Origin of the sequence: Mucilaginibacter polytrichastri (assembly GCF_001911425.1) — a bacterium.
GTDB lineage: Bacteria > Bacteroidota > Bacteroidia > Sphingobacteriales > Sphingobacteriaceae > Mucilaginibacter > Mucilaginibacter polytrichastri.
The window spans coordinates 2,784,265-2,804,855 of record NZ_MPPL01000001.1; the positions used below are offsets into that span (position 1 = coordinate 2,784,265).

General features: G+C 41.5%; 14 protein-coding genes. 6 read left to right on the forward strand and 8 right to left on the reverse strand.

The features are described from left to right. From RG47T_RS11850 to RG47T_RS11875, 6 genes are all read left to right on the forward strand, one after another. Positions 1–786, forward strand: a 786-nt coding sequence (locus tag RG47T_RS11850) for a universal stress protein (protein ID WP_253187514.1), incomplete at its 5' end; no start/stop codon positions are given. Continuing rightward, positions 786–1,853, forward strand: a complete 1,068-nt coding sequence (locus RG47T_RS11855; RefSeq protein WP_074489665.1) for a metallophosphoesterase family protein — start codon at positions 786–788, stop codon at positions 1,851–1,853. The genes RG47T_RS11850 and RG47T_RS11855, both read left to right, overlap by 1 nt. A gap of 211 nt (positions 1,854–2,064) precedes the next feature. Next, positions 2,065–3,027, forward strand: coding sequence for an SDR family oxidoreductase (locus tag RG47T_RS11860; RefSeq protein WP_074489666.1), 963 nt, complete (start codon positions 2,065–2,067; stop codon positions 3,025–3,027). A gap of 15 nt (positions 3,028–3,042) precedes the next feature. Then, entirely contained in the window at positions 3,043–3,963 is a 921-nt protein-coding gene (locus tag RG47T_RS11865) for a helix-turn-helix domain-containing protein (RefSeq protein WP_074489667.1), read from the forward strand. Positions 3,964–3,965: 2 nt separating this feature from the next. Continuing rightward, positions 3,966–4,733, forward strand: coding sequence for a hypothetical protein (locus RG47T_RS11870; protein WP_074489668.1), 768 nt, complete (start codon positions 3,966–3,968; stop codon positions 4,731–4,733). A gap of 145 nt (positions 4,734–4,878) precedes the next feature. Then, entirely contained in the window at positions 4,879–6,147 is a 1,269-nt protein-coding gene (locus RG47T_RS11875) for an Hsp70 family protein (protein WP_074489669.1), read from the forward strand. A 30-nt stretch (positions 6,148–6,177) separates the two neighbouring features. Here RG47T_RS11875 and RG47T_RS11880 read toward each other — a convergent pair whose 3' ends face one another. From RG47T_RS11880 to RG47T_RS11915, 8 genes are all read right to left on the reverse strand, one after another. After that, positions 6,178–8,637: a glutaminase family protein gene (locus RG47T_RS11880; RefSeq protein ID WP_074489670.1), complete on the reverse strand. Its 2,460-nt coding sequence runs from the start codon at positions 8,635–8,637 to the stop codon at positions 6,178–6,180. 49 nt (positions 8,638–8,686) lie between these two features. Next, on the reverse strand, positions 8,687–9,322 hold the full coding sequence (locus RG47T_RS11885) for a gluconate 2-dehydrogenase subunit 3 family protein (RefSeq protein ID WP_074489671.1): 636 nt from the start codon (positions 9,320–9,322) through the stop codon (positions 8,687–8,689). A gap of 13 nt (positions 9,323–9,335) precedes the next feature. Next, positions 9,336–11,069 (reverse strand): GMC family oxidoreductase, encoded by a 1,734-nt coding sequence (locus RG47T_RS11890; RefSeq protein ID WP_074489672.1) that lies wholly within the window; start codon positions 11,067–11,069, stop codon positions 9,336–9,338. Between the two features lie 71 nt (positions 11,070–11,140). Beyond that, positions 11,141–12,568, reverse strand: a complete 1,428-nt coding sequence (locus RG47T_RS11895) for a Gfo/Idh/MocA family protein (RefSeq protein ID WP_074489673.1) — start codon at positions 12,566–12,568, stop codon at positions 11,141–11,143. Positions 12,569–12,649: 81 nt separating this feature from the next. After that, a complete protein-coding gene (locus RG47T_RS11900; RefSeq protein ID WP_074489674.1) occupies positions 12,650–14,146 on the reverse strand; it encodes a RagB/SusD family nutrient uptake outer membrane protein in 1,497 nt (498 codons plus the stop codon). 22 nt (positions 14,147–14,168) lie between these two features. Then, positions 14,169–17,339 carry a SusC/RagA family TonB-linked outer membrane protein gene (locus RG47T_RS11905; protein ID WP_083627389.1) on the reverse strand — a complete coding sequence of 1,057 codons (3,171 nt, stop codon included), beginning with the start codon at positions 17,337–17,339 and terminating at the stop codon, positions 14,169–14,171. 549 nt (positions 17,340–17,888) lie between these two features. Next, positions 17,889–19,505, reverse strand: coding sequence for a SusR family glycan utilization regulator (gene susR / locus RG47T_RS11910; protein WP_074489675.1), 1,617 nt, complete (start codon positions 19,503–19,505; stop codon positions 17,889–17,891). Between the two features lie 218 nt (positions 19,506–19,723). Beyond that, positions 19,724–20,482: a DUF72 domain-containing protein gene (locus tag RG47T_RS11915; protein WP_074489676.1), complete on the reverse strand. Its 759-nt coding sequence runs from the start codon at positions 20,480–20,482 to the stop codon at positions 19,724–19,726. Positions 20,483–20,591: the final 109 nt, after the last annotated feature.

The window sequence follows — 20,591 nt, forward strand, 5'->3', positions numbered from 1 at the left end:
AGTGCCGCTAACGCTATGGAATATGCCATGGGGCTGGCCCTTTTGCTCCGGATGGAAGTATGCGCAATCCATGCTATCCACCCTACAGAAGGTATTAATAACAGCACGTATAACGCTATCTTTATAGAAGATTATTACCGTAATAAAAGAGAAGCGCTTAAAGACTGGGCTGCAGTTTACACAGCAAAAGATGCCTTTAAAAAAGTAAAGGTAACCACCTTGTGTGATGTAGGATTCCTAAAAACGGTTATAACTAAACATATAGATAACCACCCGGTAGAATTATTGGCAATGGGCATTACCGGTGCCACCGGCATTAGTGGCATTGTGGGCAGCAATGCCAGTATGATGGTTACTAAAGTAAAAATACCAACCCTGATCATCCCGCTGGAAAGTAAGTTCCCGGATGTGCCTGCCATTACACTTGCTACAGATTATGAAACAAAATTATCGGCACAGGATGTTACCGCACTCAATGAAATGATTAAAGCATTTGACTCTAAAAAAATGGAGGTATTATATGTTGAAGAAAAGCCTGATACCAAACATATCCAAACCGGGGAAGCACACATCAAAGAACTCATTCCCCATACCGAACTTCATTTTAATTACCTGAAGGACAGCAGCCCACTTAGCGGAATTATGGAATTCATCGAAACACATGAAACCGACATCCTGTGCCTGGTGAAACACCACCACAATATTATTTATCGCCTTTTTAATCGCAGCACCGTAAACCAGATCATGAACCGGTCTGTTAAAGCTATCCTCGTATTACACGAATAATGAATTACACTGTACCCGTTTTAAAAAAAAATCAACCCGACGATAGTTATAAGTTTCAACCCTTACCGAACCCTACCGGCAAATATCCTTACCATCTGCCCTTAAATGAAGTACTGCCGGGTATAAACCCGAAACGCATGTGCTTCCACATGGCAGGCGATACGGGCGGTAACAGGCAGCCCGAAGCACGGAAAAGCATTGTTGAACAGATGGCGGCCCAGGCAGTAGAAGGAAGTTTTTTATATCACCTTGGCGATCTGGTTTATCACCATGGCGAGGCCGACCAGTTTGCACAACAGTTTTTCGAGCCTTTTGAGCAATATCCCGGCCCTATCTTCGCTATTGCCGGTAACCACGACAGCGATATAAATCCCGATAGTAAGCAACCCTACCAAAGCCTCGACGCTTTTACTGCCGTATTTTGTGGCAATGTGCCCCAAAGAATTTCATTCAGCGGTAAAAGTAAAAGACAAAACATGATACAGCCCAATGTTTACTGGACGCTGGAAACACCCCTTGCAACCATCATTGGGCTACACACCAATGTGCCAAAATATGGTGTTGTTTTGGCAGAACAGCTAAACTGGTTTAAAGAAGAACTTCTGGCCGCACCAAAAGATAAAATGCTGATCATCTGCCTTCACCATGCCCCTTATTCTGCAGATATTAATCATGGGTCGAGCCTGTTGATGATAGAAATGCTCGAAAATGCTTATGCCGCCACCGGCGTAAGGCCCGATGTGGTTTTTAGCGGCCATGTACATAATTACCAGCGGTTTCATAAAACGGATAAAGATGGTACAGAAACACCTTATGTGGTAGCGGGTGCAGGTGGCTTTGACGAATTGCACAACATAGCCTTACTTAGTGACGAACGTTTTGCCGGCCTACCTGTAAATGGCGTTACTTTAAAACATGCCAATGGTACCCAGCATGGCTTTTTGAAAATCACCATTGAACAAAGCAAAAGTAATTTGGTACTTACCGGTAAGTATTACGCCATGAGCGGCCATGTTGCTATAGAAAATGATTGTTTCACAGTTTGTAAGCCTATTCATAAAAACTAATAGCCACCCTCGTCATTTCTCCTGCAACCCATATTGCAATATGATAATTCCTTTTGCGCCCGATAAATGAAAGTATATATGTTGGAAAAAACTGTAAGCTTGAGTGCGTCTTTATGTAACCCAAACCTCAATTTGGCTAACACAAACCAGCATTAGGATAAATCTGCTTTTGCTTTACAAACGACCTTTGTATCATCAAAAACAGAAAAACATGAAAATCATTGTAACAGGTTCTTTAGGTAACATTAGCCAGCCACTAACCAAACAGTTAATACAAAAAGGGCACGCCGTAACCGTTATTAGCAGCAAACCCGAAAAAAGGATAGCAATTGAAGCTTTAGGCGCTACCGCTGCTATTGGTACAATAGAAGACGTTAGTTTTCTGACAGCCACTTTTACCGGCGCAGATGCTGTTTATTGCATGTTGCCGCCCTTCGATTATTTCGATCCAAATCTCGATATTATGGCAACCACACGCAGGCAGGTTGGTAATTACACAGAGGCCATTAGGGCATCTGGTGTAAAAAACGTTGTTCACCTGAGCAGTATCGGAGCACACACAGATAAAGGAAATGGACTGCTTGCTTTTCATAACCTGGCAGAGCGCATTTTTAAAGAACTACCTCCAGACGTAATTATTAAACATATGCGCCCGGTAGGTTTTTACACCAACCTGTACAACTTTAAAGATACCATTAGGGGCAAAGGCTTTCTCGGGCTATTTTTAACTATACGTTTTTCGGGCTTTTGGAGCACTATAACGGGTAAAACAGGCGTTATTGCAGCAAACTATGGTGCCGAAGATAAAATGCCATGGGTATCGCCGATAGATATCGCAACTGCAACTGCCGATGAACTTACCAGCACTTTTACTGAAAGAAAATTTCGTTACGTAGCCAGTGAAGAATTAACCTGTAATGAAATTGCAAAAATTATAGGCGAAGCTATTGGTAAACCCTATTTAAAATGGGCACTCATGTCTGACAAAGAAATGCTGAGCGGTTTAAAAATGTTTAAAATGCCCGAATCAAGAGCTCAGGGCGTTGTTGATATGAATATAGGGATGCATAATGGTTTGGTAAACGAACATTACTATTTAAACAGGCCAAAAGTTATGGGTAAAACAAAGATGAAAGATTTCGCAAAAGAATTTGCAGCAGTTTATAACCAGTAATTAATATATTGAACCATGGCAAACATGCAACCGTACCGCATTAAAACGATTACAGAATATCATCGGCTATTGGGACTACCCAAACCTCAGCATCCCCTGATTAGTGTAATCGACCTTGAATCATTTACCCCCTATGAAACAGATGGGCCAATCTGTTTGATTTTTGATTTCTACTGTATTTCTTTAAAACGGGATCTAAATGTAAGAATTAAATATGGCCAGCAGGATTGTGATTTTGATGAAGGGGTATTGTTTTGTATGTCTCCCGGCCAGGTTTGGAGTATAGCGACTAAGAAAGACGCTACAAAAACATCTTCGGGATGGATGATTATCATTCATCCCGATTTTCTGTGGAACACACCCCTGGCCAAAACCATTAAGCAGTATGAATATTTCGGTTATTCGGTGCATGAGGCCCTTTACCTATCTGACAAGGAAGAAACGATGATAACCAGTATAGCAAAATACATTGAGCAGGAGTATCATGCTAATATTGATAAATTTAGCCAAAATGTAATAATTGCTCAATTGGAAGTAATACTAGCCTATGCCGACCGGTTTTACCAGCGTCAGTTTATTACACGGAAAATCTCCAGCCACCAGATCATCAGCCGTGTAGAAGATATTATTACGAGATACTTTAGCAGCGAGGATTTAGTAAAACAAGGATTGCCTACAGTAGTATATATTGCTGATGAGCTAAATTTAAGCGCCGGTTATTTAAGCGAATTACTTAAAGCTGTCACCGGGCAAAACACCCAACAACACATCCATAATAAATTGATAGAAAAAGCAAAAGAACGATTATCTACCACCTGTTTATCTGTAAGCGAAATTGCTTACGAAATGGGGTTTGAACATTTACAATCCTTTAGCAAATTATTTAAGGCAAAAACCAATCTCTCACCTTTAAAATTCAGGGCTTCATTCAATTAATCATGATACATTTCTTAGATATTTTACAACTGCGCAACAGGCCTCTATTTATTTTCGGGGCTTGTAATATGTTTGCAGCAGCAATATTTCTACTCCTAACCCGGTTTTCAAGCACCATGCTAAGAGGTGCAAATGCCTGGTTTAAGCCATTTAAATTTGCTTTATCTATAGCGGTTTTCTCGTGGACAATGGGTTGGTATACTTATGAACTTAGCGCACCGGCTACAGTTAATCTATATAACTATGTTGTTATTATACTTTTGGGTTTCGAGGTTATTTACATTGCACTGCAAGCCGGTAGAGGGAAACTGTCGCACTATAACGTAAGCTCTCCACTTTTTAAGTTTTTGACTGCACTAATGGGCATTGCAGCTGCCATTGTAACGATTTGGACCGGCTATATCGGTATACTTTTTTGCACTACAAATCTCCCTAACCTACCAGTTTATTATGTGTTAAGTATCCGCATCGGCATTTTCCTGTTTGTTTTCTTTGCTTTTCAGGGTGCATCAATGGGGGCCAGGCAAACCCATACCGTTGGCGGGCCGGAGGGATATTCAAGGTTACCTGTTTTTAACTGGAGCACTAAATACGGCGACCTCCGTATTGCCCATTTTATTGGCATGCATGCGTTGCAGTTGTTACCCCTGCTATCGTGGTACGTTTTCAGGGACATTACAGCCACCTTAATTATAGGTCTTTTGTATGCATTGCTTGCTGGCTTTACCCTTGTAGGTGCACTAAAAGGCAGGCCTTTGATCAATATTTAAAAATGAGTTTAACAATTGATTATTCCAAAACTAAATTGCCCACAACCAAGGCAAATTAAACTATTCATCAAACATCAATTTCGTTTCTAATCTATTTTTTTATACATTCGCCGCCCTTAAAATTGGGTCGTTTTATTGCATTGTTATGAAAAGGTTTTTATACGGAATTGATTTTGGAACAACTAATTCGGCATTGGCTATTTACGATGAGGAGTCGAAAGAGATCAATCATACCATTATTATTCCTTCGCTCATTTATTTCTATCATGAGCCCAATGCAGAGCGTGACAAAAATTACGTAGTAGGCGAAGAAGCCATTGCAGCCTACCTTAACGATGGTATGAAAGGCCGCTTTATTAAATCTATTAAGCAAATACTATCCCGGAGTAGTTTCACTGAAACCCGCATCCACAATAAAAGATACAATGCATCAGACCTCGTTGCTATTATTTTAGAGGAATTAAAAGAGCGTGCAGATGAATTGACAGGCCAAGATTGCCGAAAAGCAGTAATTGGCAGACCTGTTTTTTTTGATGACGACAACGTGCAGAAAGATACCTTAGCACAAAACCGGTTAAATAAAGCAGCCGAAATTGCAGGTTTTGTTGATGTACGCTTTCAATTTGAACCGATAGGTGCCGCTTTTGCCTATGAGAAAACCTTGGCAAAAAAAGAAAACGTACTAGTGGCCGATTTGGGCGGCGGTACTACTGATTTTACGTACCTCGTTCTCGACCCAGCTAAAACAGGAAGCAAAGACAGGAAAAATGACATGATGGCCACCGGCGGCATTTATATAGGCGGCGACAGCTTTGACTCTGCTTTTATGTGGGAAAAGGGTACGCCATACTTTGGTAAACACACGCAATATGAAGCCACGCCGGGCAAGGTGCTCACAGTACCGAAATCGCTTTTTGCCAATATTTGCTCCTGGGAACAAATGAACTTTTTTAACGGCCCGCGCATTAAAAAGGATATTGAAGATTACTATTATTACTCGGGCAAAGACCGCAAGTTTAAAAACCTGATCACCCTCATTGATCATAATTTAGGCTATTCGGTATTTCAGGCCATTGAGAAAACAAAGATCACCCTAACCAGCGCAAACAGCGCTGCCTTTAGCTATCATAAAATGGATATCAAAATTAATGAAGATATCCCCTTACCTGTTTATGACCAGATTATAGCAAAAGATGTGGAACGGATTGAAAATTATCTGACTGATTTTTTGACACAAAACAATATTGATCCCCAAAATATTGATAGCCTTTTTTTAACCGGCGGTACATCTATGGTTGGCAGTATCCAAAAGCTATTTAAAAATAAGTTCCCGCATGTTAAGTTAAACTCGGGCGATAACTTTAAAAGTGTGGCCAAAGGTTTAGCTTACAGCGGTTACCTGTTTGAGGATTAGCGTTGACTAACAACGATTGGTACCCTATCCTTATCGCAAAGATTTAGCATACAACAACTTCATAAAATAACCACCAACAACGCTGCGGGCCTGAAAGCCAACTTGTTTGCCATCGGTTGTTTCATGCCAGTCGCTAAGCGGCACACGTGTAGTGGTTTCTAAGGCATATTTATAAACAGGTTTTATTAGTGCTTCAAAATCTTTTTGGTTAGATGCAAATGTTGCGGACCACACAATCCAGTCAGATTTTGTGTAGGTTTTACGGCTATCCAAGGGTAAACCATATTCATTCTGCTTGCTTAAGTAGTATTTAATTTCTGTATCGTAAACAGACTCAGGGAATAAATTGAGGTCTAATACCTTATCCCATACCAGGTTATATTTTTGGCTCCAGGTGCCTTTATTTTCAAAAGTAAGTGTGTAATGATCTCCATCGTTGGCCATTTGCATCCATTTTACCGCCATTCCTTTTGCAATTTGTTTGTACTTTATGGCAGTTGCCTTGTCCCCTAACGCTTCGGCCAATTGGGCATAGCATGCAATACCCACAATTGCCTTTACAGACAAATTTGCATTACGTGCCAGGTGGCCTGCAAAATCATCGGTACATAGCTGATTTGCAGGATCAAAGCCCTCTTTAGTTAAATAATTAACCCAGGTACTCAATGTTTTCCAATGCTGTTTTGCATAGTTGGCATTACCTTGAAATTTGGCAATAGCGGCCGTAAGGATAATCATATTGCCCGATTCTTCAACAGGCATTCCCTCTCCGTAAGTTTGACCATTAGCCTGCGGGTAAGAACCAAGATCGTGTGCAGCAAAACCTTTGTCGAACTTCCCGCTTTCGCTGAAATAGAAAATACCGTTTAACATCCCCTGCAACAAACGCGGATTATAAAGCAAATACAGCGGAGCAGATGGATACGTAACATCGACCGTATTAATAAAACCACCGCTAAAGTTTTCTTTAGAGAGCCAAAGTATTTCGCCCTTCGGGCTTTTAACTAATTGATGCGCTGCAATGCTCTGGCGATAAGCAAGTACACATAAATTAGCATAGTCTTTACCTCCCGCTTTCAAAGCATCACTATACATGGTTTTGTTAAAAGCTGTACATTGGTGTATAATAGCCGGATAGCCGCTAGCCGCAGCACTAAGCTGATGCTCCATGGTTTCTTTACCCGACAGGTTCCACCATGGCCTTAAATTTTGATGGAAGTATTGGATGGCGTAAATATCATCGTACCCTATTTCTAAAAACCTGAAAACCGGCGCAGCCCCTACTTTACCCAAAAAAATAACTGTGTTTAAAGCCAGTTTTGTTCCCTGTTTAATTGTAGAAGCCTCGCTCCCCTTCACAAATGCATTAACAGCTTCTTTTTGTGAAGTTATAAATTGCTTTGCGTTGGCAACCTTTGGAGCTGCTATATAAACGTATCCCCAATCTATGCGCTGGTCGTCACCTTTCTTTTGTAAAATGGGCTGTGCGGTTGTGCCTGCCTTTAGTATAGATAATTGCGGTGTATTATAACTTTTGGCAACTACCTCCTGCGATGGTTTATTAACTGCAAGATCTGTCGATGCACTTAGGTATATTTTTATCTGATGTGTGTTTCCGTCGTTGGCCTTAACGCTATAAGTAATATAAGAAACCGGCCTTGATAGTAAACCTAAATCGCTCAATAACAACGGGGAAGTAAATGTTAAATCGAGGTCAACGTTTCCACATTTAAACTTATAAATAGTTTGCGTAGCGTTGAGATCTACACTTTTTTGATCGGCCAGTAAAATTGCATTGGGCTCCACAACTTTTTCCTTATCAACTAAACCAACATCAATACGGGCACCCCCGCCGGTATTTACCACATGAATAGCCAAAACGTTCTCGCCGGTTCTCAGCTTATTTTTATCAATCGGGATCATTCCATAATCATTGGTAACGCCCACTTTGTTGTATAAAGGTTCGCCGTTTAATGAGATCTCCACATCGTCGTCATGAGATAGTTTTAGAACCAGCTTATTAATCTCGTCTGCATTGGTAACTGTAAAGGTTCTTCGTAGCCAGATATCCTTTGTAGACCATATAGTTTTGTCCTGCCCTTCGGCATTGCCAATAGGCGACATGCCCGATTTCCAGTCCTTGGCATCGTATTGCAAAGCTGTCCAGTTACCCTCGGGTTGGGTTTCTGTGTAGCTAACGGTATATAATTGCTCGTCTGATGCTGGAAGTATGGTTTTATAATATTCGGGCTCTTTGCCTAGAAAACGATAAATAGCACCATCAACCTTAATTAAACCAATCAACGACTGGTTAGCCCCCGTCCAATGCGAAGTGGTTGAAGCTGTCAGGTTATCTGTTGTTGACCAGATGCTGAAGTATGGGTTATGTGTTATAAGCGGATAAGCCGGGGCTTTTCTACTTTGGGCAAACAAGTTGTTGGCTCCTATAAAAACCCAAACAATTAGGAACAGCCGAATATTACTGAGCATAAAATTTTATAAATGATTGAAAACGATTACTGTAATATGAAATACTCGTTTAAATATTATTTTCCATACCATACTGTTTTAAAACATCGGGCGGTACGCCTATCCATTTATTGGGCGCATTACCTACATAACCCACATCATGAAACCCCATTTTGGTTGTAAAGAAACCAGATGCGGTTAAATCGCGCATTCGGTTAAAAAAAGCCACACCCTGGGCCATTTCTGGTTTAGCCTTATCGGGATAGGCAATCATATCCAACAATTCGAATTGCTGTTGCTTAGTGCTATCGGTAAATATTTTGCCATAACGGTTTAAGCATTGCAAATCCAGCCAGCGCAGGCCCCCACGCATCGGGGTTTGATGCTCCGGGATGTCTTTTACAATAAATTCAATGAACTCCGGCACCCTGGCATCAGATGCACTGCCTGATTTTTCGTCTTTAGGGATAATAATATCGCCAAGCACAGTTATGGTAAGCATTTCTGCCGGGGTAAAAAACGTTTCGGCATGCAGTTTTTTATCACGTTCTATTTCATACGCCTGACGGCCGGCCTCGTCTTCGGTTTTTGGGGCAACTGCTGCAACTTCTTCTTTGTGCGGGGTATCTGTTTTACAAGCCTCTAATATTAACCCGGCAGAGAGGGTGGTTAATCCTAAAGCTTTGAGGGAATCACGTCTGTTCATAATAATGCTAAGCTTAAACGTTTAGTTTTTTTCTTTCCTGTAATATAAATTCGGCTGTACGCATAGATAGCGCGAGGATGGTCCATGTCGCATTCTTATCGCCTTGCTGTACAAACGGGGCAGCATCAACCACAAAAAGGTTTTTGCAATCATGTGCCTGGCACCATTTATTAAGGGCCGATTTTTTAGGGTCATTACCCATGCGTACGGTGCCCACCTCATGTATAATTTTGCCTGGTGCTTCTAAGCCATAATTGGTATCGGCACCTTCGGGGCCATTATATATAGCACCCATGTTATGCATAATTTCCTGGAAGGTTTCCTGCATATGCTTAGCCTGTTTAATCTCTTCGGCTGCCCATTTATAATGAAACCTTAATACAGGTATTCCATATTTATCAACCACTTGTGGGTCTATTTCACAATAATTATCGTAACGGGCTATTGCAGTACCGCGGCCGGCCATACCAAACTGGGTACCGTAAAATCTGCGGTAATCATCTTTTAAACTTACACCATAGCCTCCGGCTTCTTTCATTTTACCATCGCGCCCCGGCACCCGGCCGTTCATGTCCTGAATATTGCGCCCAAACCCGTAAGATGGCATATGCATGCCCCCACCATATTCAATGTGATATCCACGCGGAAAATCCAGCTTTTTATTATCCAGCCACCATGGCGAATAAATGTGTACACTGCCTGCACCGTCTTCATTATAACGTTTACGGTCAAGCAATTGCGGCAGAAACCCGCTTGCGCCAGATCCGGTAGAATCATGCAGGTACCGCCCCACTACGCCACTGCTGTTAGCCAGCCCACCGGGGTGTGCAGCCGAGCGTGAGTTAAGCAGTATACGGGCCGATTCTGCAGCACTGGCACCAAGTATTACCGTTTTGGCATTTACCTGGTACTCCTGCATATCTTCTTTATTTATATAAGATACACCAGTAGCTATGCCCTCTTTATTGGTGAGCACCTCGCGCACCATGGCATTGGTAATTACCTTTAAATTACCAGTTTTTACAGCCGGGATAACCAGGCAAGATGAAGCCGAGAAATCGCCATAAATTTTACAGCTGCGGCCACATTGCCCGCAATAGAAACAAGGCGAGCGGTCTTTATTACCGGGCAAGGCTTCTGTTAGCACAGCACCGCGGCCGGCAATTACATTTACGCCTGCTTTTTGTGCGCCTTTTTTTATAAACAATTCATTTAGCCTCGGTTTAGGCGGGGCCATAAATATGCCATCAGGCTCGTTTTCTAAATTTTCTTTGGTGCCATAAATGCCTATTAAACGGTCAACCTTGTCATAATAAGGCTTAACATCATCATAGGTGATTGGCCAGTCATCGGTAAGGCCGTCTTTAGCTTTAAAATCGTGCGGCCCCATCCTTAACGAAATACGGCCCCAATGGTTGGTTTTACCACCCAGCATCCGCGACCTAAACCATTGAAATTCTGTTTTATCTTTGGTGGTGTAAGGTTCGCCCTCCAGCTGCCAGCCTCCGTAAGCGGCATCAAAATCGCCAAAAGGGCGGGTGGTGCCTGCCCCACGGCGGGGAGATTCCCAAGAGAACTTCAGTTGTTGTGAATCTTTTTGAGGATCGAAATAAACACCGGCTTCCAGCATCAGCACTTTTATGCCGGCGTTAGCCAAAACATAACCGGCCATGCCGCCGCCCGCGCCCGAACCTACAATTACCACATCATAAGTGGTGGATGATTTTTTAATCTGTAAATCGCTCATATTAATAAAATAGACGCTCCTGTAATATAAAATAAAGGTTTATTAAGAGTTATAAAGGTATCTGCGGTTTGTTAAGCTTTAAGCTCAAAACCTGTACGATATTCGCGCTTAATATACTGGTTAACTGCGTCAAAATTAGTAACCTTCATTAAATTATTATCCCATAGTAATTTAATACGGCCACCTTTAAGTTCGTGCCCGCGCACTGCCAGATTTGCCATTAATAATGCCTCGGTAAGCGGGCCAGCTTTATCAAACGACGAACTTAGCTCGGTTTTGCCATAGCCAGCCAAACAGCCCTCTACCCATTGCGCGTAATGTCCTTCGGCCCCTCCCGGTACACGGGCCCATTTACGTGGTGCATTTGCGCTTTTGGTACGCGCTGTTGGTAATAATGTTGGCGCATCAGAATAAGTGCTGGCGTACATTTTGCCCTTAGTACCAACGAAAAGTGTTCCATTACCTTCTTCACCACCAAACTGTTCATTTGGCAGCAATTCCTGCGGCCTTTCCGGCTCTATGCCTCCATCCATCCAATGCAGTGTAACATCGCCTTTGGTTTTATTGGTTTTAGGGAAAGTTAAGGTGATATGGCTTGACGGAGGGCAGCTTTCCGGGAAATGCCCTTCTTTAAACTCATCTACATAAACACTGCCTACGCTGGCCTGTACATCCTTAGCATATTGTATGCCCAATACCCTAAAAGGGGCTTCAACCAGGTGGCAGCCCATATCGCCAAGGGCACCTGTGCCGTAATCCCACCAACCGCGCCAGTTAAATGGCACCAGTTTATCAACATATGCCTTTTGTGGTGCGGTACCCAACCAAAGGTTCCAATCCAGCTCTTTGGGTACATTTGGCTGCGGTGCGGGCCATTGAATGCCCTGCGGCCAAACAGGGCGGTTTGTCCAGCAATAAACGGTGTGCACGTCGCCTATTAGGTCAGCATCATACCATTCGGATAGTAAACGGGTACCGTCATTTGATGAGCCCTGATTACCCATTTGTGTAACTACCTTATATTTTTTGGCGGCTTCTGTTAATAGCCGGGCTTCCCATATATCATGCGTCATTGGCTTTTGCACGTAAACGTGCTTGCCCAGCTGCATGGCGTGGTAAGTAATGATAGCATGGTTATGATCTGGCGTTGAAATAGATACCGCATCGAAATTCTTATGTTCCTTATCATACATTTCGCGCCAATCTTTATAATACTTCGCTTTAGGAAAAGCCTCCCGCGATTTTGCCGCGCGGCGGTCGTCTACATCACACAAAAACCCAATTTCGGCCTTGCCGCTTTTGTAAAAGTTGGCTATATCGCTTTGGCCCTTGCCTCCTGCGCCCACACCGGCAATTACCAGGCGGTCGCTTGGTGCAATAAAACCTTTACCACCCAAAACATAACGCGGCACAATCATAATACCGGCTGCTAAACCGGCCTTTTTAATAAAGTCCCGCCTGGAGGTATCGGGTACGGTACTTTCAACTTTCTTTTCCATAGGTATGTTTTATAGGTTTAATGCAGGGTCTTTAATTTAAAAACAGAGACCGGCATTAAACCAGTCTCTGAATCTCAAATTCTACCAACCCGTATTTTGGGTAAGCTTTTTATTATTGTTAATTTCTCTTTGCGGCACAGGCCATAGCAAATACTGCTGCTTCATAACTACGCCCTGCTCGTTTGCAGTGCTAAATGCATCACTAAACTTATTATTCACTACATCATAAATCATGTGGGTTCGCTGGATATCAAAGTAGGCTTTATCCTCATACGCCAGCTCATGATAACGCTCTTTCCAGATAGCTTCGCGGAACTGATCTTTTGTAAGGCCGCTAAGTGGCGCCAATAAGGCACGGGCACGGATCTTATTAACCTGCGTATAAGCATCCGGCGTTGGCCCGCTCACCTCGTTGCTCGCTTCGGCATAAATTAGCATGGCTTCGGGTAAACGTAAAAAGGTCCAGTTTTCGTCGCTTATACCTGTACCTAAAGCACTTTCTACATGGAAGTATTTATAAAGGCAGTGCTCGCCAAATACAACAGTTTTTGTTGCATCGCCATATTGCGGGTAGCTGGAAAAATAGAATTGCCGCTCCTGGGTGCGCTTGTCACCGGCTTCATAACTGTTAAAGAATTGGTTGGTGGGTATCATGGCGCCTAAATGATCGCCATAAGCGCCTACAGGTAAATTGAAAGGGACGGTGAGCTGAGGTATAGCATTGGTTGAAACCCCCACCAAATAACTACCCTGAAAAATTAATTCGCCCTGGTTTTTGTGTGCATTGTCATGCAGGTAGGCATAATCTGTAAACAATGTATAATCCGGCAATACCTTTTGCGCTTCGGCAGCTGCTAAAGCATAATTGGCGGTTATGTTTAACGGGAAACCCGCGGTTGTTAAGTAAACGCTGGACAACAATGTCCTGACAGCCCCCAGGGAGGCATGCCCTGTTTGATCGGTTTCCGGCAACCCGGATATCTCGGCAGCCTGCAGATCGCTAATTATTAAGGGATAAACTTGTGCCAATGGGGTGCGGGTAGGGAAAAGATCGGGACTATCAACCGTAACCGGGGCTGTAATTAATGGTACATCTCCATATAGCCTTACCAAATGGTAATAAAAAAATGCCCTTAAAAAATATGCTTCTCCTAATAATTTCTTCTTTACGGCATCATCCATAGCAATACCGGGGATTTTTGCGATAGCAAGGTTAGCGTTTGCAATGGCGCTATAACTGTTTTGCCAAACCGTTTCAAAACCAGGGTTCACCGGGTCGGTACGCTCATTGATTACGTTGCCATTATTTACACTTTGCCCAAGCGAGGTAGCATGGCCGGCAAATAATTCAATGGTTATAAATGGACTTTCGCCATAAGCGTCGCCATTTTGAAACATGTAAAGCTTGTTGTAGATGCCGTTTACAAAAGCCTGGGCTTGCGAAGCCGATTCGAAATATGTGCTTTGTACAAAGTTGCTATTGTTCTTTTCGTCTAAATATTTTTTACAGCTACTATTAATAGCCGTTAGGACTAATAACAGATATCCAATCCTATATTTTTTAAAATTAAATTTCATGATGATCTATTTAAATATTTAATTAAAAACTTGCATTTAAACCCAACAGAAAGGTTCTGGGCTTGGGGTAATCATAAAATTGGATTCCCTGGGTAAAATTGCTGCTTCCGTTATAGGTTGAAGTTTCAGGATCATAACCACTGTATTTTGTGATCAAAAAGGCATTCTGAACTTGCGTATATATCCTTAAACGGCTCATTTTTAATTTAGTAAGTGTAGCAGCAGGGAAGTTATAGCCCAGCGTTATTGCCCTGCCGCGGATAAATGATCCATTCTCTACCTTGGTCGAATATATTTCTGTCTGATACCTTACATAGGCAGGCCGGTCTTCTGCAATACTGGTGTTTTGATTTTCGGGTGTCCATGCATTAAGTACAGTGGCGTAACTGTTGGCCTGCCCGGTTCTGTCCTGCCCGGAGTGCTTGGTTAGGTTCATGATCTGGTTACCATAATCAAACTGCAGTTCGATGCCCAGATCAAAACGTTTGTACTGAAAATTATTGGTAAACGTGCCATAGCCATCCGGCGTTGATTTGCCTAAAACGGTTTTATCATCGGCAGTAATTTTACCATCGCCGTTTTTGTCCAATATTTTCAAATCGCCGGGTAGCAAACCGTATTTTGCAGCCTGTGTGGCTTCGCCAGTTCCCCAGGTGCCTAATACTTTATAACCCCAAAACTCACCGGCAGGGTCACCCACACGGGCCAGTAAGAAGTTAGACAGGAATGACGGGCTTAAGAAGATATCATCATTAGCATCGCCCAGCTTTAAGATCTTATTGCTTAGGAATGAGATATTGAAATTACTGGTCCATGAAAAACTGGTTGATTTTATGTTGATTGAATTGATGGTTAATTCAAGCCCTTTATTTTGCAAGCTCCCAATGTTTTTATAAACGGTAGTAAAACCACTGGTTTCGGGCAGCGGTGCATTTAACAATAATGCTTTGGTTCTTTTCAGGTAAGCGTCGGCATCAAAGGTTAAACGGTTATTGAACAAGCCGAACGATACACCTAAATTATATTCACTTGTTTTCTCCCATGCCAAGCCATCGTTACCTATGCTGGTTTGGGTGGTACCAATAGCCGGGGCACCGGCAAATACATAATTATTGGTATTGATGTTGGCCTGCGATCTGTACTCGCCAATCTCCGAGTTACCGGTTACGCCATAACTAAACTTAAATTTTAAATCAGAAATGGTACGGTTATCTTTCAGAAAATCTTCCTGAGAGGCTCGCCATGCCACAGCCGCCGAAGGGAAAAAACCATATTTATTATTAGTGCCGAAACGTGATGAGCCATCTTCGCGGCCTGTAACAGTTAACAAATATTTATCGTGATAACCATACGTTGCCCGGGCAAAAAATGATTGTGTTTGCCATGCATCGTAATTGGAGGTAGGTATACCGGGTATAGAACCAGAACCCAGGTTATAATAAGAATAAAAATTATCTGACAGGTTTTGGGTTGAGCCGTAAGACGTTAACTGCGAGAAATTTATAGTCTCGGTACCAGCCACGACATTAAAAGAATGTACCTTGTTAAATACTTTGTTGTAGGTAAGGTAATTGTCCCACTCCCAAAAAGTATTGTTATACTGATTTATGGACGCCGAACTATAACTCTGATTGGCTGTTGAACCACCCACAAGGCCGGTTTGTGAGTGAGGCTGGGTATTGCTTGATGTGGTAACACCAATAGTTGAACGAAAATCTAATCCTGGTAAAAAGGTAATATTGGCGTATCCATTGCCGCTAAAAACGCGGTTATACGTTAAATCTGTAATTTCATTAGCCTGCGCAACCGGGTTATCCCCACCTTCTAAATTGGGGTAATCTGTTCTTTTACCATAAGTTCCGTCGGGGTATTTGATCGGAATAAAAGATGGCATCTCGATCAGCATCCTTGGTATATTGTTACCGCCTGTTCCCCCACCCTGATTTCGGGTTTCCCGGTAGTTATAATTTAAGGTTGCCCCTACTTTTAACCATGGTTTTATCTGGTCATCCATTGTTAAACGGCCATTATATCTTTTCTGATAGCTGTTTAAAATTATCCCCTGGTCATTAGCATAATTTAAAAACAAGCCATAGTTCATTTTATCTGTAGCGTCTGTAAAAGCAAGATTATGATTTTGGCTATAAGCCGTGCGCGTGGTTGCCTTTTGCCAATCCACATCATACAAAGGGTTTAAATTGGCATCAAATAATTTGCCTATTAATGCTGTGCGGATAATTTTCGGGTCGTCTGCTGCATATTTGCCTGCAGCCCAGCCTGTTGGATCGTATTTTTTAATATTAGCGTAAGATTGATCTTCGACAGCCATAAACTGTTTTGAATCGAGCACTTTAAGCTCTTTGGCCATAACCCCTAAACTTCCGTAACCATCGTAGCTAATAGTACCGCCTTTTTTACCGGTACCTCTTTTGGTGGTAACTAAAATTACACCATTGGTACCACGCGATCCATAAATAGCTGTGGATGAGGCATCTTTAAGCACATCGATAGAAGCTATATCATTTGGGTTAATAGATGCTCCTCCTTCTGTCCAGATTACACCGTCTACAACATATAAGGGATCTGTACTGGCGTTTATAGAACTATACCCGCGAATCCTAACTTTGGTATCACCACCGGGCGCGCCCGAATTTGAAGATACATTTACACCGGCAATTTTTCCGGCAAGCTCCTGCTCCAGATTTACTGCAGGCCGCTCTTGCAGCTCTTTGCCGCTTACGCTACCTACAGATCCGGTTACATCTACTCTTTTTTGTGTCCCGTAGCCAATAACTACCACATCGTTAAGTACTTTTCCGGCATCTGGCTTCATGGCTACGTTGATAACCGTTTTGCCGTCAATGGCAATGTCTTGTTTGGTATACCCTATAAATGAAAAGCTAAGCGCTTTTTGGGCTTCAGTATCGGGGATGTTTAAAACATAATTCCCTTTAACATCTGTCATGGTGCCAATTGTAGTACCTGTAATTGTTACGCTCACTCCCGGCAAGGGGCGGTTTTGCTCGTCTACAACATTCCCGCTTGTTTTAATTTGGGCGTTTGTGGCAGAAATGTGCAGATAACGCACAGGCGCCCCGTAACTAAGCGATGTGCCGGATAATGAAATGGCCGCCAACACCCCTATAGGCAACCATTTAATTTTTTGTAATGGGTTAAGTAATTTTACACTCATAATAATTTAGAGTTTTAGTTTCAATTGGTTAGTTGATTGAAAATTGGTTTTGATATAATGGTAAATTTTGTTTTTACAGCCAAATCAAGGTGGTACGAGGTTAAATTTGGTGTACATCATATTTTGTTTTTTATAGATAATTGTTATTCAGTTAGCAGCAGAATGCATAGTAAATCACCGCGCCGTAAAACGGATGTTAATACTTAGCATCTGATGTTATTCAAATACCCGCCTGGAAAAAAAATACTGCTTTAGTAATTGGTTATCACGTGTGCCCGGTTATTGGTATACAGCCAATACTTGATGCCGATTAATCAAATAATTGGGGGACAAACAAAGTTGTACATACAGAAGTGTAATCAACCTACCTTAAGAGGAAATCCAGAAAAAATCTAACTTAACCAAAAATTAAATTATTAACATACAGGTAATTAAAGATAGCTGGAGATTGAAAAATCTAATTTTAATCCATCTAATTACAATACAAATTGCAGGAAAAAGTGCTGCAAGTGAATATTTTTTACGTAATTTTTCCTTAAAAAAACCGATTTAAGACTTCTCGTTAATGATGTCAACAAACTTGATATCCATGATCTTATTTTCAAAATCATCGCCTTGAAAAAGCGCTTTTGATTTGATACGTATTTTATAAGTATAGATGGTGCTTACAGCACTTTCCAGTATATTAGCTATGGTTTGGTTATCTTTTATACCGAGCCTCATCAGCGCAAATATGCGCAGGTTAGTATTTAGAATTTCATTGTCTTTAGGCCAGATCTGATCTTCGGGTTTTAACAGCGAATTGAAGGTTGAAATAAAGTTGGGAAAGAGCTTCAGGAAGCTATTGTCGAAGGTGTAAAACAGGTTATACCGCTCTTGTTTAATATTAATTTCATTGGCCACTTGCAGTAACTCGTCATAATTTTTTGTTTTTGCTTTCCGTTCTATACTTCTCTTAATTTTTTCGAGTTTTAAAATATAACCCGAAATAACTTCGAAAAAGTAGCCAATGTACTCTTCTTTAATGTGGGCATCTTCCAGTAGCTTTTTATTGATCTTGTCCAGGTATTGGTTTCTTTCCTGCACCATCATTTCTCTAAGCCTTACCCTGTTTAACCTAACCCGTACAATAACTGAGATTATTATTGTACCAATAATAGCCAAACCTAAAATACCTGTTAAATAGGTTAGCACGCTAATTTTTTCCCTTTCGGAATTGATTAATTTTTGTGCAGATACCGTGGTTAAAATAGCCACAACCTCTGTTTTGTGTAGCCTGTTACCATAAAATTGTGCCTGAGTTTTTGCTTCTACCAACAGAAGCTCAGCATCCCTGATATTACCTTGTTGAAACAACATCTTGCCCAAGGTAAAAATAGCAAGTGTTTCTTTTGTGGACGACCGGATATCGTATATAGCAGCACGTGTTCGCAAATTAACTACTTCGCCTCCATGGGTTAAACTACTGAGATCATTGGCTACCATTGCCCGTTGATGATCTGTAAGCATAGGCATCAATAACAACTTTTTATAACAGACAGAAGCTTCGTTTTTTTTGCCGTTAATAGTGAGTAGCTCGCCCGTGTATTTATATTTATCGAAGGTGTTGGGTTTGGATAAAATGATAACAGAATCCAGTGCGCGGATTGATTGGGCACGATTGGCCGGCGAATAAAATACGTCTGTATTATAAGATGCCTGTTTGCTGTAAGCTGTCGATTTTAGTTCATAGTATTTTAGTTTAATGCTGTCGGGCAGCACTCGCACACTAATTTGATTTAAGCAATCGAAAGTTTCTTTAAACATCCCCCATGATAATTGAATGGTGCCCAGTTTAATTTTGCTTTCGTACTGTTTTGGCAAATCATGCATCTGGTTGCTTAGCTGTAATAACTTTTTTGTGTATACATGTGCAGAGTCAAACAGGTAATCTTTGTACTCTGTGTAAAGCTTGTCGCAAATAACATACTGGGCACGGAGATCATTTTTGGGGGCATTAGTTAGTGCTTGCTTAAGTAAACGTATGCGACGGTTTTTTTCACCATCATAAAACTTTTTTCTACTTATTTCAGACTTTAATACACTTAAAAGACTGTCGGAAGACGAATTGCATTTGGCACAAAAAGGCAACAGCAATACCAAGTATATCGACAATAATATTTTCATCAAAAGATAGTTTATAACGGCAGCTAAGGTATATTTTTAATATACACATTAAAAATATACCCAATAGTTAACATTATAAAACAGGTTAAAATATTGACTATGCGATGGTTAAATAAAGTAATATTTTGATAATGCGATGGTTAAACAACAAATATTAACCTGCTTTTATACGAGTGTGTATATTAGCAGAGAAGGGCCACGCCTGTTGTTATATGAGGTTAACCAGCCGAGGTTTTCAGCCAGTTATTAAGTGTATTTAAATTACGAAGTGCTTCGCCCATTGTGTTGTTAAAATAAACGAATACGGTTTTTCCTTCATCCTGCCATTCTTTAATGTAAGTACTGTATTCGTACAGCACCTCATCTGTATATGTGCCTTTGTATTTCCCACCCGGGCCATGAAGCCGCAGATAAACAAATTTACCATCAGCAAAACTTAATGGCGTTGCAGACGATGGAATATCCTGTAATACAATACCGGCATCATAACCGCTTAGTACTTCGGCTGTGCTTTCCTGGTACCAGGAAGCATGGCGAAACTCTACTGCTAACTTTAATTGTTGATCTGACTCGCGAATACAATCAAGCAGAACCCTTAATTGCGGCAGCTGACTGCTTTTAATACCCGGCGGAAACTGTACCAGCAAACAGCCTTTGTTATCTCCTGTTTCGTTAAATGCTTGTATAAAACGCGCTACATCATCAGGGTTAAAAACCAAGCCTTTGTTATGCGTAATTTCCCGCCACAACTTAAAGGTAAACTTAAAGTGTTGGGGTACACTTTCGGCCCATTTACGTACAGTAGCGGGCTGCGGTATTTTGTAAAAAGACGAATTGATCTCGATACTATTAAACAGCGAAGCATAATAGGCTAGCCTGCTCTTATCCTTAAACTCAATTGGATAAAGGGTTTTATTAGCAACAGGCAATAAAAGCCCGCTGGTTCCGGAGTAATAGTTGGGCTTTATACTTAACACTTTTAATGAGGCTGATTAATAATTAATAGCATAATTAGCTGTTGGATTATAAGTTTTTTAGTTAAATAACGATGCGATTGCATTTGTTTTTGATGCGTAAAATATTGCA